The sequence below is a fragment of the Stenotrophomonas sp. YJH_SMC_33 genome (assembly GCF_059372295.1).
In genome coordinates this window covers 1-13,808 of the sequence record NZ_JCAFVJ010000006.1, presented here as the reverse complement: position 1 = coordinate 13,808, position 13,808 = coordinate 1, and the positions used below count along the sequence as shown (strand labels likewise).

General features: G+C 66.6%; 10 protein-coding genes and 2 rRNA genes. 4 read left to right on the top strand and 8 right to left on the bottom strand.

The window, feature by feature from the left end; all coding sequences use genetic code 11:
• Positions 1-9 precede the first annotated feature (9 nt).
• The gene (locus AC5P9W_RS11045) at positions 10-486 is read right to left on the bottom strand and encodes a DUF2244 domain-containing protein (RefSeq protein ID WP_004153894.1); all 477 of its coding nucleotides are present in this window, start codon (positions 484-486) and stop codon (positions 10-12) included.
• Positions 487-760: 274 nt separating this feature from the next.
• Between AC5P9W_RS11045 and putA the strand changes: the two genes are divergently transcribed.
• Positions 761-3,979: a bifunctional proline dehydrogenase/L-glutamate gamma-semialdehyde dehydrogenase PutA gene (gene putA / locus AC5P9W_RS11040; RefSeq protein WP_111102235.1), complete on the top strand. Its 3,219-nt coding sequence runs from the start codon at positions 761-763 to the stop codon at positions 3,977-3,979.
• A gap of 115 nt (positions 3,980-4,094) precedes the next feature.
• Here putA and pnuC read toward each other — a convergent pair whose 3' ends face one another.
• Entirely contained in the window at positions 4,095-4,694 is a 600-nt protein-coding gene (gene pnuC, locus AC5P9W_RS11035) for a nicotinamide riboside transporter PnuC (RefSeq protein WP_019662228.1), read from the bottom strand.
• 134 nt (positions 4,695-4,828) lie between these two features.
• Complete coding sequence (locus AC5P9W_RS11030) at positions 4,829-6,256, bottom strand: outer membrane protein transport protein (RefSeq protein WP_021202924.1); 1,428 nt, start codon at positions 6,254-6,256, stop codon at positions 4,829-4,831.
• A 229-nt stretch (positions 6,257-6,485) separates the two neighbouring features.
• Between AC5P9W_RS11030 and AC5P9W_RS11025 the strand changes: the two genes are divergently transcribed.
• Positions 6,486-7,178: a rhomboid family intramembrane serine protease gene (locus AC5P9W_RS11025; RefSeq protein WP_019662230.1), complete on the top strand. Its 693-nt coding sequence runs from the start codon at positions 6,486-6,488 to the stop codon at positions 7,176-7,178.
• 117 nt (positions 7,179-7,295) lie between these two features.
• Here AC5P9W_RS11025 and AC5P9W_RS11020 read toward each other — a convergent pair whose 3' ends face one another.
• From AC5P9W_RS11020 to AC5P9W_RS11010, 3 genes are all read right to left on the bottom strand, one after another.
• A complete protein-coding gene (locus tag AC5P9W_RS11020) occupies positions 7,296-7,706 on the bottom strand; it encodes a hypothetical protein (RefSeq protein ID WP_005414993.1) in 411 nt (136 codons plus the stop codon).
• Positions 7,707-7,788: 82 nt separating this feature from the next.
• Positions 7,789-9,237, bottom strand: coding sequence for a S41 family peptidase (locus AC5P9W_RS11015; protein ID WP_457894716.1), 1,449 nt, complete (start codon positions 9,235-9,237; stop codon positions 7,789-7,791).
• A gap of 107 nt (positions 9,238-9,344) precedes the next feature.
• Entirely contained in the window at positions 9,345-10,646 is a 1,302-nt protein-coding gene (locus tag AC5P9W_RS11010) for a murein hydrolase activator EnvC family protein (RefSeq protein WP_111098424.1), read from the bottom strand.
• Positions 10,647-10,741: 95 nt separating this feature from the next.
• Here AC5P9W_RS11010 and AC5P9W_RS11005 point away from each other — a divergent pair, with 95 nt between their 5' ends.
• Positions 10,742-11,404, top strand: a complete 663-nt coding sequence (locus AC5P9W_RS11005; RefSeq protein ID WP_111098425.1) for a DUF4097 family beta strand repeat-containing protein — start codon at positions 10,742-10,744, stop codon at positions 11,402-11,404.
• Positions 11,405-11,490: 86 nt separating this feature from the next.
• Positions 11,491-13,227, top strand: a complete 1,737-nt coding sequence (locus tag AC5P9W_RS11000) for a M28 family metallopeptidase (protein WP_495219200.1) — start codon at positions 11,491-11,493, stop codon at positions 13,225-13,227.
• 237 nt (positions 13,228-13,464) lie between these two features.
• On the opposite strand, the gene rrf (AC5P9W_RS10995) is transcribed toward AC5P9W_RS11000, so the two are convergent.
• Together rrf (AC5P9W_RS10995) and rrf (AC5P9W_RS10990) are read right to left on the bottom strand one after the other, a co-directional pair.
• Positions 13,465-13,579 (bottom strand): 5S ribosomal RNA (gene rrf / locus AC5P9W_RS10995).
• A 132-nt stretch (positions 13,580-13,711) separates the two neighbouring features.
• A 5S ribosomal RNA gene (gene rrf / locus AC5P9W_RS10990) occupies positions 13,712-13,808 on the bottom strand; the annotation flags it as partial.

Sequence of the window (13,808 nt, the reverse complement as noted above, 5' to 3'; positions counted from 1 at the left end):
CCTAGACCCTTAGCGTCGTCGGTTGCCGCCATCGCTGGCGGCGAGCAAGCTTTCAAGTGTCTCTGCAAGCGTCTGACGTTCGGCCGGCGCGAGGAAACTCCCCACCTCCACCTGCCGGCCGCTGGACGCCAGCCGGACCCTCTCATCGTCGGTGAGCAGGCGCACCCAATGGGGGTGGGCCCGGAACACCGGCGATCCACCGGGTACGGGGATGACCTCCACGTACGCCGGCACTACCCGGATCTCCTCCTGCCGTTCACCGCTGCGCCACAAGGCACGCAGCGCCGCCGCCAGCACCAGGCTGTACAGCAGCGCGAACAGGGGGGCGAACGCATTGCCGGCCAACCACCCGAGGGCGGACACCAGCCACATCGCACCCGACAACACGGTGAACAACAGGACGAACTGCCGGGCATCGAGCGCCCGTGGGGGACGCAGCCGCAGCTGCGTACCTGACCCATCCGGAGCTGGAAGCACCTCGATCATGTCGCAACCGCGTTCCTGCCGCGGGAAACGTCTCGATGGTAGCCCCGCCCTCTCGCCGGTAGCAAGGGTGCATTCACACTTTTTCCGATGCTGCAACACAGCATGCGGTCGGCGGCACGGATGACGAATTCAGCACAAATATCGCCGGGTTTGCTGAACACGCCGAATCCACCACCGTTAGTGGCTATCAGCCCTTCATGAAGGTGTCTGCGTGGCACTTCCGAAGGCCGCAAAAATGATTAAAATCGCCAAGTTTTCCACTGGCCGGACCGGCATGAACGCACCTTCCTCCTCCCCTGCCGCCCACGACGCCCCGCGTCCGGGCGCGCTGCTGTCGCCGGAACTGCCGGCGCCCCCCAACCCGTTCCGCCAGGCCATCACCGATGCCTGGTTGAAGGACGAGGCCAGCCACGTCCGCGAGCTGCTGGCGCAGGCGCGCCTGCCCGCCGAGGAACAGGCCAGGGTGCAGGCGCTGGCCGCCGACCTGGTCGGCCGCGTGCGCGTGCGTGCCAAGGACCAGGGCGCGATCGAAGCCTTCATGCGCCAGTACGACCTGGGCAGCGAGGAAGGCGTGCTGCTGATGTGCGTGGCCGAAGCGCTGCTGCGTATTCCGGACCAGGACACCGCCGACAAGCTGATCCGCGACAAGCTGGCCGATGCCGACTGGGAAAAGCACCTGGGCGGCAGCGACTCGGTGCTGGTCAATGCCTCCACCTGGGGCCTGATGCTGACCGGCAAGCTGGTGCAGATGAACGACGCCACGCGCGCCGATGCGCCCAGCGCATTCAAGCGCCTGGTCGGCCGCGTCGGTGAGCCGGTGGTGCGCCTGGCCGTGCGCCAGGCCATGAAGATCATGGGCCACCAGTTCGTCATGGGCCGCACCATCAGCGAAGCGCTGGCGCGCTCGCACAAGGGCGACAACGCCAGCTACCGCTACTCGTTCGACATGCTGGGCGAAGGCGCGCTGACCATGAAGGACGCGCTGCGCTACCTGGAAGACTACCGTCGTGCGATCCACGCCATCGGGGGCGATCACAAGGCACGCGGCGGCCGTCCGGATGGCGACGTCAACAACGCGCCGGGCATCTCGATCAAGCTGTCGGCGCTGTACCCGCGCTACGAGCACGCCAAGCGCGAGCGCGTGCTGAAAGACCTGGTGCCGGGCGTGCTGGAACTGGCGCAGCTGGCCAAGAGCTATGGCATCGGCTGCACCGTCGACGCCGAAGAGTCCGATCGCCTGGAACTGTCGCTGGACATCATCGAGCAGGTGTTCTCCGACGCCTCGCTGGCCGGCTGGGATGGCTTCGGCGTGGTCGTGCAGGCCTACCAGAAGCGCACGCCGTACACGATCGACCACCTGGCCGACATGGCACGCCGCGCCGGCCGCCGCCTGCAGGTGCGCCTGGTCAAGGGCGCCTACTGGGATGCCGAGATCAAGCGCGCGCAGATCGAAGGCTACCCGGGCTACCCGGTGTTCACCCGTAAGCAGAACACCGATGTGTCCTACCTGGCCTGCGCCAAGCGGCTGTTCACCCATGCGGATGCGATCTACCCGATGTTCGCCACGCACAACGCGCACACCATCGCGGCCGTGCGCAGCATCGCCAACGGCGGCGTGTACGAGCACCAGAAGCTGCACGGCATGGGCGACGACCTGTACGCCGAAGTGGTGCCGGCCGATCGCTTGAACCTGCCCTGCCGCGTGTACGCCCCGGTCGGTTCGCACGAAGACCTGCTGCCGTACCTGGTGCGCCGCCTGCTGGAAAACGGTGCCAACTCCAGCTTCGTCAACCGCATCACCGACGAGCGCGTGCCGATCGCCGACCTGATCCGCGATCCGGTCGAGATGGTCGCCTCGTTCGAATCGATTCCGCATCCCAAGATCCCGCTGCCGGTTGACCTGCTGCGCAGCCAGAACCACGACAGGAAGAACTCCATGGGCGCCAACCTCGCCAACGACAACGAACTGCGCGCCCTGGCCGAGCAGCTCAACGCCGCCGTGAAGCCGTGGCAGGCCTCGCCGCTGGTACCGGGTGCCAACCCGGCCGGCGCCGCGCTGCCGGTGACCAACCCGGCCGACACCCGCGAAGTGGTCGGCCAGTGGCTGGCCGCCGATGCCGCCACCGTGCAGAAGGCCCTGGCCAACGCCGTGGCCGCACAACCGGCCTGGAACCGCACCCCGGCCGCCAGCCGCGCCGCCATCCTCGAGCACGCCGCCGACCAGCTGGAAGCGCGCATGCCGGAGTTCATGGCGCTGTGCGTGAAGGAAGCCGGCAAGAGCCTGCCCGACAGCATCGCCGAAGTGCGCGAAGCCGTGGATTTCCTGCGCTACTACGCCAAGCAGGCGCGCGAGCAGTTCAGCCACGCCGAGAAGCTGCCCAGCCCGACCGGTGAATCCAACGAGCTGCAGCTGCACGGCCGCGGCGTGTTCGTCTGCATCAGCCCGTGGAACTTCCCGCTGGCGATCTTCCTGGGCCAGGTCGCCGCCGCACTGGCCGCCGGCAACAGCGTCATCGCCAAGCCGGCCGAGCAGACCAACCTGATCGGCTACTACGCGGTGAAGCTGCTGCACGATGCCGGCGTGCCGGCCGAGGTGGTGCAGTTCCTGCCGGGCGACGGCGCCACCGTGGGTGCAGCGCTGACCGCCGACCCGCGCGTGGCCGGCGTGGCCTTCACCGGCTCCACCGAGACCGCCCGTGCGATCAACCGTGCGATGGCCGCGCGTGACGCCGCCATCGGCGTGCTGATCGCCGAGACCGGTGGCCAGAACGCCTTCATCGCCGATTCCTCGGCGCTGCCGGAACAGCTGGTCAAGGACGCGATCGGTTCGGCCTTCACCTCCGCCGGCCAGCGTTGCTCGGCCGCGCGCGTGCTGTTCGTGCAGGACGACATCGCCGACAAGGTGATGACCATGCTGGCCGGTGCGATGAAGGAACTGAAGGTCGGCAACCCGGGCCTGCTGTCTACCGACGTCGGCCCGGTGATCGACGCCGACGCGCTGAAGATCCTGCAGGAACACGCTGAGCGCATGGACCGCGAAGCGCGCCTGATCGCCGCCGCCGAGCTGTCCGCCGAAACGGCGCACGGCACCTTCTTCGCGCCGCGCGCATACGAACTGAAGGACCTGGGCCAGCTGCAGAAGGAAGTCTTCGGTCCGGTCCTGCACGTGATCCGCTGGAAGGGCGACCAGCTCGACGCGGTGATCGACCAGATCAACGCTACTGGCTACGGCCTGACCCTGGGCGTGCATTCGCGCATCGACGAAACCGTTGACCGCATCAGCAATGGCGTCCATGTCGGCAACGTGTACGTCAACCGCAACCAGATCGGTGCAGTGGTCGGCGTGCAGCCGTTCGGCGGCCAGGGCCTGTCCGGCACCGGCCCGAAGGCCGGCGGCCCGCACTACCTGCTGCGCTTTGCCACCGAAAAGACGGTGACGGTGAACACCACCGCCGCCGGCGGCAACGCTTCGCTGCTGACCCTGGGCGACTGATCGCCCGGTTGATGCGGCAAACGAGAAACCCCGCGAAAGCGGGGTTTTTTGTACTTTGCCTGTAGAGCCGAGCCCACGCTCGGCTTTCCTGGCGCAGCCGAGCGTGGGCTCGGCTCTACAGGAATTCAGGTGCCGTCGTGGCCTCGGCCCGCATCAGATTGCGCCAGTGCCCGAGAGCAACAAGTGCATTGACCCAGAAACCGATGTACAGGATCGAGGTCAGGTGCAGGCCACGGCTGTAGTACAGCGGCACTGCAACGGTGTTTACCAGCAGCCAGACCCACCACGACTCCAGCTTGCGCCGCATCATCAGGATCTGCGCGATCACGCTCAACACCAGTACCGCCGAATCGATGTACGGCGCATAGGCATTGGTCAGTCGGGTCAGCATCCAGCCGTAGCCGAAGGTGGCCACTACCGCCAGCGGCGCCAGCCAGGCCCAGGCACGCGGCCGCAATGAAGTAATCGGCAACGGCGCACCATGATCGCCGCGCAGCCACTGCCACCAGCCCAGCACGCTGATGGCGATGAAGAAGAACTGCAGCACCATGTCCGCGTACAGGTGCGAGCGTTCGAACACGGCAGCAAACAATGCACAGCCGACGATGCCCAGCCACCAGGTGTGCACGTTGTTGCGGCCGGCCAACAGGATCGAGCCGGCGACGGCGATGTTGGCGGCCAGCTCCAGCTGGAAGCTCGGGTCGGACAGGTTCATCGCACCATTGTCGCGTAGATCCGCGCCCTGCGTCGTCGGACCAATAGATCCATGCCATGCGTGGATACCCTCCGCAAAAAGAAAGCCCCGCTTGCGCGGGGCTCTCCTCGTACTGCTTCAGGCAATCGCCCGAATCAGAACTTGTACTGCATCGACGCCGCCAGCACGTCGCCGCTCACCTTGTACTTGCCGGTCACGGTGTTGGCAGTGGCCGAGGTCGAGGTGATGTTCGGATCCTTGGTGAACAGGTGGGTGTAACCCACGCTGTATTCCATCTTGTCCGAAGCGGCATAGGTCAGGCCCAGCGACAGCCACTTGCGGGTGGTGTCCGGCACGCGCACGTCACGGTGGGCGTCGGTGGTCGGGGTCTGGTCGTAGGCCAGGCCGCCACGCAGGGTCAGCTTGTCGTTCACGCGGAAATCGGTACCGATCGACGCGAAGGTGGTGTCGCGGTAGTGGAACGGCAGCACGCTGTCCGGCTGGTTGGAGTCATAGTCGACGGTGACCTGGTCGAACTTGCTCCACGCCGTGCGCGTGACCTCGGCCATGATCTGCCACTGGTCGTTCACGCGATGGGTGAAGCCCATGGTGGCGCTGGCCGGCAGGGTGATGGTGGCGCGGCCGTTGCTGTCGATGAAGGTACCCGGGGCGGCAGTGGCCAGGAAGGCGGCAGCGTTCTGCGGGATGGTGAAGTCGGCCTTGCCGTCGGTGATCTTGTGCTCGACCTTCGAGCGGTAGCTGAAGGCGATGTTGGTGCCTTCCACCGGGGTAACCGTCATGCCCAGGGTGTAGCCGACCGACACTTCGTCGCCCTTGATGCGCAGGTAGCCATCGGCGGTGCCCGGCGAGAAGCCGAGCTGGGCGGCCTGGCGTGCAGCCGCCTGCGACGCCGCCGCAGCCTGGGCCGGGGTGCCGCCTGCAGCCAGCACACGCGCCGCCGCGGTGCGCTGGGCGGTGGCGTTGATCGCGGTGCCGGTGTCGACAGCGCTGGTCAGGTCGACGTTCAGGCGCTCAGCGAACACCGAAGCACCGAACGACAGGTACGGGTTGACGTCATAGGAGAACGCCACGCCCAGGTCGATCGCCTGCAGCTCGGTCTTGACGCCATTGTAGCGGCCGACCCAGTCGCGGTCGTATTCGGTCTTGAAGCCGAACGGCACGGTCAGCGATGCACCGAAGTGCATGTTGTCGTTCTCGCCGAACGGCACGTGGAAGTACGCGGCCGGAACCGGGGCGATCATGCCGGCGTCGCCGCCGTTGCCACCGGAAATCGGCGCGCCGTTGCCGTACTGGCCCTGGCCGCGGAACTTGGCGCCGAAGCTGATGGCGCTGACGTCGCCCTGGACCAGGGTGCCGTCGAGCAGGCGCATGGAGGCCGGGTTGGTGGCGATGACCGAGGCGTCACCTTCGGTCGAGGTGGAGCCGGCGAACGCGCGGCCCAGGCCCTTGGCGCTGTTTTCCTTCAGCTGGAAGGCGGCAGCATTGGCATCGGCGGCGGCCAGCGCACCGGCAACGCCGACGGCCAGCAGGGTCAGTCGGGCAATGGTGGAAGCGGTTTGCATCGTAGTTCTCTCTCTCTCCGGTAAGCGGTGATGGTGCTCTGAGTGCGCCTGCGCCCGACAGGTCCTGGGACCCATCGGAGCGCGCCGGATTCCCCTCCCGACATACGACGCCGTATGCGAGTATTACCCAGAGCCGTTAATGAAACAATAACGGTGCGGTCGGTTTTCTCGTCTCGAAAGCTGAACAGGACAATCCCCGCCGCAAGCGCCCGCACGCTAGGCTAGTGCCATGTTCGTCTCCCTCCCGTCCCGCAAGAAGGCGGCCCTGCGCTGGGCCACGCCCGTGCTGTTTGCGGCACTGTGGTTGGCGTTCCTGTGGTCGATCTCGCGGCCGGACGATGCCCGCGGCAGCCTCTGGCTGGACTGGGGCGCCCTGTCCACCGGACTGACCCACCCGCTGGACTGGTGGGCGACCCTGCAGGACGGCAGCGTGCTGCGCCTGTTCACCGCCCTGTTCCTGCACGCCGACTGGTCACATCTGCTGGGCAACCTGGTGTTCCTGCTGATCTTCGGCCTGCCCGCCGAGCGGGTGCTGGGGCCGTGGCGGCTGCTGCTGCTGTTCCTGGTCGGCGGCGCAGTGTCGAACCTGGTCGCGATCTACACCATGGGCAGCCCGGACCAGATCATCATCGGCGCCAGCGGCGCGGTGTCGGCCCTGATCGGTGCGTATCTGGCCCTGTTCCCTGGCGCGCGGCTGGGCGTGGTGATCCCGCTCGGCCTGTTCCTGGAGTTCGTGCGCGCGCCGGCCTATCTGTTGATCGGCGTCTGGGCGGCACTGCAGGTGGTGTTCGCCCACATCGGCCCCAGCTTCGGCATGGTGGCCTGGTGGGCGCACATCGGCGGCTTCGTGTTCGGCGTGGTGTACGGGGTCTACGTGCGGGCGGCCATCGCCCGCCGCCTGCGCAAGCGCCACGGCTTCTGACGCCGGGTAGTGCCGGCCGCTGGCTGGCTCCACGCTCACCGGCCGGTTCGTAGCGTCGAGCGTGCTCGACTCCTTCATCGATATGGATCTGCTCCGTCCGCGATGATGCTGAATGCGTCACTCGCGACTGACCACCAACGTGTTGTGGTGGGTATCGAACAGCAGCGTAGCGCCGTCATCCAGCACCACGAAGTACTCAAAGAACGGCAACTCGCCGAGCAAAGGAATCAGTTCACTTGCCTGCAGAGTCCAGATCGGCCACGGCAATGCGCGCTCATCTGACGCTACCAAGCAGATTTCGCCGTTCACTTCCGCCAGCAGTTTCGCCAAGCAGGAAAGGCCTTCATCGCTGCCGTCGTATAGGATCGTCTGATCAGCCGACGCTTTGCCGGTCCACCAATAGACGAGGCACGGATCAATTCCATGGCGACTCGCCAAGGATTCCAGCAAGCCAGTGGCACGGTCAATCGGCAGCGGATCGCGACCAAGCAGTTGGCTGATCGTGGTCGCGAGGTTCGAATCATCCATGGATCGATTCTATCGGGCGACACCTCGGCTGCGCCGCCTTCCGGATGAACGGGGCGTCCGCCGGGCATGGCCCGGCGCTACCTCACGGCTTCGCCGGGGCCGGTGCGGGCTTTGCTTCCGGCTTTGCTTCCAGCTTAGGTTCGACCTTCGCTTCCGGCTTCGCCGCAGCGGCCTTCGCGGTCTTGGCGGCATCCGCCTTCTCGGCCTCGGCCTTCAACCGTGCAGCCACCGAACCGGGGTTCTTCAGCTCGGCCAGCGCGTCGTTGATCGGGCCGTCGCCCGGCAGCACCGCACCGGCGTGGTAGCCCTCGGTGCCTTCGTCGTCGCCGCGCAGATGGCCTGGCAGGGTGGCTTCGCTGTAATCGCTCAGGCTGGCCGGCAGGGCATCCTCCGCCGACGTAGCGGCGGGCTTCAACTCAACATCCGGTACGATGCCGGTGGCCTGGATCGACTTGCCGCTGGGCGTGTAATAGCGCGCGGTGGTCAGCTTCACCGAATCACCGTTGTCCAGCGGCAACACGGTCTGCACCGAGCCCTTGCCAAAGGTGCGGCTGCCAACCACTCGGGCGCGCTTGTTGTCGCGCAGCGCGCCGGCGAGCACTTCCGAGGCACTGGCCGAACCGGCATCGGCCAGTACCACCACCGGTGCACCCTTCAGCAGGTCGCCTGGGGTCGCGTCGAATCGGGCATCGCTGATGCTGATGCGGCCACGGGTGCTGACGATGTTGCCCTTGTCGAGCAGATCGTCGGCTACCTGCACGGCGGCCGTCAGCAGGCCACCCGGATTGCTGCGCAGATCCAGCACCAGGCCCTTGAGCTGGCCACCGGACTGCTTCTGCAGCTGCTGCACGTGCTTCTGAAAGTCCGAGCCGGTATCGGCCTGGAAGGTGCTCAGGCGGATGTAGCCATAGCCGGGTTCCAGCAGGCGGCTGCGCACGCTGGTCACGCGGATGGTCTGGCGGGTGAGGCTGACATCGAACGGCTTCGGCTTGCCTTCGCGCACGATGGTCAGCACCACCTTGCTGCCGGCTGGGCCGCGCAGCGGTTCACTCGCATCGATGGCGCTGATCGGCTTGCCGTCGATGGCGATGATCAGATCGCCGGCAAGGATGCCGGCCTTGGCTGCCGGTGTGTCGTCGATCGGCGCGATCACCTTCATGCTGGCGTTGTCCGGCTGCTGCTGCAGCTCCACGCCGATGCCCTCGTAGGCACCGTTGGCCTGCTCGTCGAAAGCCTGCGCGTCTTCCTTGTTGAAGTAGGTGCTGTGCGGATCAAGGTCGAGCAGCAGGCCACGCACGGCTGACTGCATCAGCTTCTTGTCATCGACCGGGTCGACATAGGCGGCGCGCACCGCGTTGTACACGGCCACGAAACGGCGGATGTCCTCCAACGGCACCTTCGAGGTCACCGCCTCCTCGCTGTTCGCTGCCTGCCCGCTGGTTTCCGGGCTGGGGGCGGGCGCGGTCTGCTGCGCCCAGGACAGCGCTGGCAACAGGGCCAGCAAGAGGGTGGCGGTACGGGCTGCGCGCATGGATCACTCCTGTCGACGGTGGCATGGTGCCCAAGGCACATGCACCGATTATGCGCGAAGCACAGCTAAATTCCCGTTGAATCCGGCCCGTGCGTAACGAGCCGGGTTCAGCGCCGCTGCAGCCAGCTGTCCGGGTTGACCGGCTGCCCGCCACGACGCAGCTCGAAGTACAGCGCGGTGACACCTTGGCCACCCGAATTGCCGACCTTGGCCACTGCATCACCGCGGCTGACCCGCGCACCGGCATCCTTCAGCAGGGTGTCGTTGTGCGCGTACAGGCTCATGTAGCCGTTGCCGTGGTCGACGATCAGGATCATGCCGTAGCCGGTCATCCAGTCGGAGAACACCACGGTGCCATCGGCCACGGCGGTGACCGTGCTGCCAGCCGGTGCGCCGATCAGCACGCCACTGCTGGTGCGGCCATCGGGCAGCTTGCCGCCATAGCGGGCCAGCAGGTTGCCGGACAACGGCCAGCCCAGGCCGCCCACCTTCGGCGCCGGTGCCGATGCGACCGCAGGCGTCACCTTGGTCGGTGGCGGTGGCGGCCGGCCCTGTGCGGCGGCTTGGCGTGCAGCACGTTCGGCGGCGGCCTTCTCCGCTGCCGCACGGCGTGCAGCCGCGCGGCGCTCGGCCTCCGCACGGGCAGCGGCCGCTCGCAGGTTGGCCAGCAATGTTTCCAGCGCCTTGGCGTCCTGGCCCAGCGCCTGTTCCTTCTCGCGCTGGTCCTTGAAGCGTTCGTCCAGCGAGGCCACGGTCTTGGCGCGATCGCGGCGGTCCGCTTCCAGCGCGGCTGCCTGCCGCTTCTGGTCCTGCTGCGCCCCCTGCAGCTTCTGCTTGCGCTCGGCGATCTGCGCCTGCAGCGCTTCCAGCTCTTTCAGGTCGGCTGTCAGCGTGGTGATGCGCTGCGCACGCTCGCGCTGCAGGTAGCGATGGTAGGCCAGGGCACGATTCGCATCGGCCACGGTATCCTGCGACAGCAGTAGTTTCAGCGGTGCGTGGTTGCCCAGCTGATAGGCCGCACGCAGCAGCCCGGCCAGTTCGCGGTGCTGCTGGGCGAGGTTGCCCTGCAGGATACTGCGGCGCTGCTCGGCTTCGGCCAGGGCCTGGGCCTGCTCGCGCAGCGCGGCTTCGGTCTGCGCGAGCGCGCGGCCGGTGCGTGCCACCTTCTCGTCGGCCTCGCGCAGCTGCTGCGACGCCTGCCCGCGCTGGCCCTCGATCTGCCGTCGCTCCTGCGCCACGCCCTTCAGCTCACTGCGCAGTTTCTGCAGCTTGCGCTCGGTCTCGCGGGTGGTCTGCGCACCGCTGGGCAGCGGCAGGGCCAGCGCAAACGCCAGCCCCAGCAGCAGGCAGCGACCGCCGCGGGCAGCGGCGATGTGATGTCGGCGTGATGGGAAGACGTTGTCGCGCAAGGGCTTTCCAGTGACTTCAGGCAGTTGCGGGGGCTACCGGGGAATGGTGACATCTCCGCACGCGGCCTGCCAGCCGCACATCCATCGAGGTCGCCATGAAAGTTCTTTCCATTCCGTTGCTGTTGGGCGTACTGCTGGCCACCGGGCCGGTCTGTGCGCAGGAGAACATCAGCAAGGTCAACGGCAGCATCAGCGCCGAACCCGGCCAGCGCTACGGCAAGCTGGACACCGTCAACGGCGGCATCCGCGTCGGCGAAGGCGTCGAGACCGGCAGCATCGACACCGTCAACGGCGGGGTCAAGGTCGCCGACGGCGCGCGCACCGGCAAGATCGAAACGGTCAACGGCGGCGTACGCCTGGGCCGCGAAGTGATCGCCAGCGGCGGCGTCAGCACCGTCAACGGCAGCATCTTCACCGATCGCGGCAGCCAGGTCGAAGGCGGTGTCGAGACCGTCAATGGTGGCATCGGCCTGGTCGAAAGCCGCGTCGGCAAGGACGTGGAGACCGTCAACGGTGACATCACCGTCGGTATCGGTTCGCAGGTCAACGGCGGCGTGCATGTGCGCAAGCCGAACTTCAGTGTCTCGCTGACCGCCAGCCGCAAGCCGCGTGTGATCATCGGCCCGAATGCCGTGGTCAAGGGTCCACTGCAGTTCGAACGCGAGGTGGTGCTGTACGTGCATCGCACTGCGCGCATCGGCCCGGTCACCGGCGCCGAGCCGATCCCGTTCGACACCGAAACCGCTCCGGCGGACTGAGCGCACCGCGCCTTCGGGTTCGGTGATACTCGCTGACACCGGTCGTGCACGACGCGCGGCCGCCCTTTGTTACCCAGGAATCGACGATGCCCCGCAAACTCCTCCTGTGCCTGGCCGCTGCGGCCGCGCTCAGTGCCTGCAAAGGCGAAGACACTCCGGCGCCCGCGCCGGCCACCGACACCACAGCTGCCAAGCCGGCTGCGCATGCGTTCTCCCCGGAGATCAATGCCGGCGACTTCGCCGAGATGGTCAAGACCCTGGCTTCGGATGAGTTCGAAGGCCGCGCGCCGGGCAGCAAGGGCGAAGAACTGACGGTCAACTACATCCGCGACCAGATGCAGCGCATCGGCCTGCAGCCCGGCAACGGCGACAGCTGGTTCCAGGATGTACCGATGACCGAGACCACGGCCGACGAATCGACCGTGCTGAAGATCACCCAGGGTGGCAAGACCACCGAACTGAAGTTCGGCACCGACATGGTGGTCGGCACCCGTACCGGCCAGGCCGAGGTGAAGGTCGATGCCAGCGATCTGGTGTTCGTCGGCTATGGCGTCGATGCGCCGGAGCAGAAGTGGAACGACTACGCCGGCCAGGACTGGAAGGGCAAGACCGTCGTGATGTTCGTCAACGATCCGGGCTTCCATGTCGACGACGAGAAGCTGTTCGACGGCAAGCGCATGACCTACTACGGCCGCTGGACGTACAAGTTCGAGGAGGCTGCCCGCAAGGGGGCCGCTGCCGCGCTGATCGTGCACGACACCGCCGGCGCGTCCTACGGCTGGGACGTGGTGAAGAATTCCTGGGCTGGCCCGCAGTACGACCTGCCGGCCAAGGATGACCCGGAAGCCCGTATTCCGGTGCAGGGCTGGCTGAGTGCCGACGCGGCCAAGGCGCTGTTTGCCGGAGCCGGCCTGGACCTGGCGCAGGCCTACAAGGATGCCAGCAAGCGCGGTTTCAAGCCGGTGCCGCTGAAGGCCACCGCTGCGGTCGACCTGAAGAGCCAGATCGCACAGAAGCAGTCGCGCAACGTGGTGGGTGTGCTGCCGGGTAGCAAGCGCGCTGACGAGGCGGTGCTGTACATGGCGCACTGGGATCACCTGGGCAAGCATGAGGGCGAGACCGGCGACAACATCTACAACGGCGCCGTCGATAATGCGACCGGCGTCGCCGGTATTCTCGAAGTGGCCGAAGCCATGGCGCACCAGGATCCGAAGCCGGAGCGCTCGGTGGTGTTCCTGGCGGTGACCCTGGAAGAATCCGGCCTGCTGGGTTCGAAGTACTACGTTGCCCATCCGACTTTCCCGCTGGACAAGATTGCTGGCGTGATCAACATCGACGCGATGTCAGTGGCCGGCCGTGCCAAGGACGTGACCGTCACCGGCTTCGGCAGTTCGGAGCTGGAGGACATCCTCAAGCCGCTGGCCGCTGCCCAGGACCGCACGCTGCATGGTGAGACGTCGGTGCAGAGCGGCTTCTACTTCCGCTCGGACCACTTCAACTTCGCCAAAGCCGGCGTGCCGGCCCTGTACGCCGATGGCGGCGAGGACCTGCGCGAGGGCGGCGTTGACGCTGGCCGCAAGGCCGCAGCCGACTACGGCGCCAACCGTTACCACGGCCCGAAGGACGAGTTCGACGCGGCCACCTGGAAGCTGGACGGTACCGTCGAAGACCTTCAGTTGATGTACGGCGTGGGCAAGGAACTGGCCGGTGGCGATCGTTGGCCGAACTGGTACGAAGGCAACCCGTTCAAGGCTGCCCGCGACGCGATGATGAAGGACAAGGCTGCGGCCGCTGCAAAGCAGGGTCGAGCCATGCTCGACTGAACATCGTTGAGGTCAAAGCGGCGCCCCACGGGGCGCCGCTTTTTTGTACGCTCTGCCATTGGTGGGTGCCAACCTCGGTTGGCACCGCCTTCCGTGGGGACCATCTCACCCACGCATGGCATGAATCTACCGGGCGATGTAACGCCATCGGGTTGCCGGCCAGCGGCCGGCACTACCGGCGTTTGCTACGCACAAAGAAAAACCCCGCTGCGTAAGCAGCGGGGTTTTGGGTGTAAACCCTGGCGATGACCTACTCTCGCATGGCTTGAGCCACACTACCATCGGCGCAGCTGCGTTTCACTTCCGAGTTCGGGATGGGATCGGGTGGTGCCACAGCGCTAATTTCACCAGGGAGACGGTTGCAGCAGCGCTTGCAGCGCCAGCTCGCGATCTTGCCCTTGGGGCGGAAGGAACCCGGAAAACGCAGTGCCTTCACTTATAAAGAAAAACCCCGCTGCGTGAGCAGCGGGGTTTTGGGTGTAAACCCTGGCGATGACCTACTCTCGCATGGCTTGAGCCACACTACCATCGGCGCAGCTGCGTTTCACTTCCGAGTTCGGGATGGGATCGGGTGGTTCCAC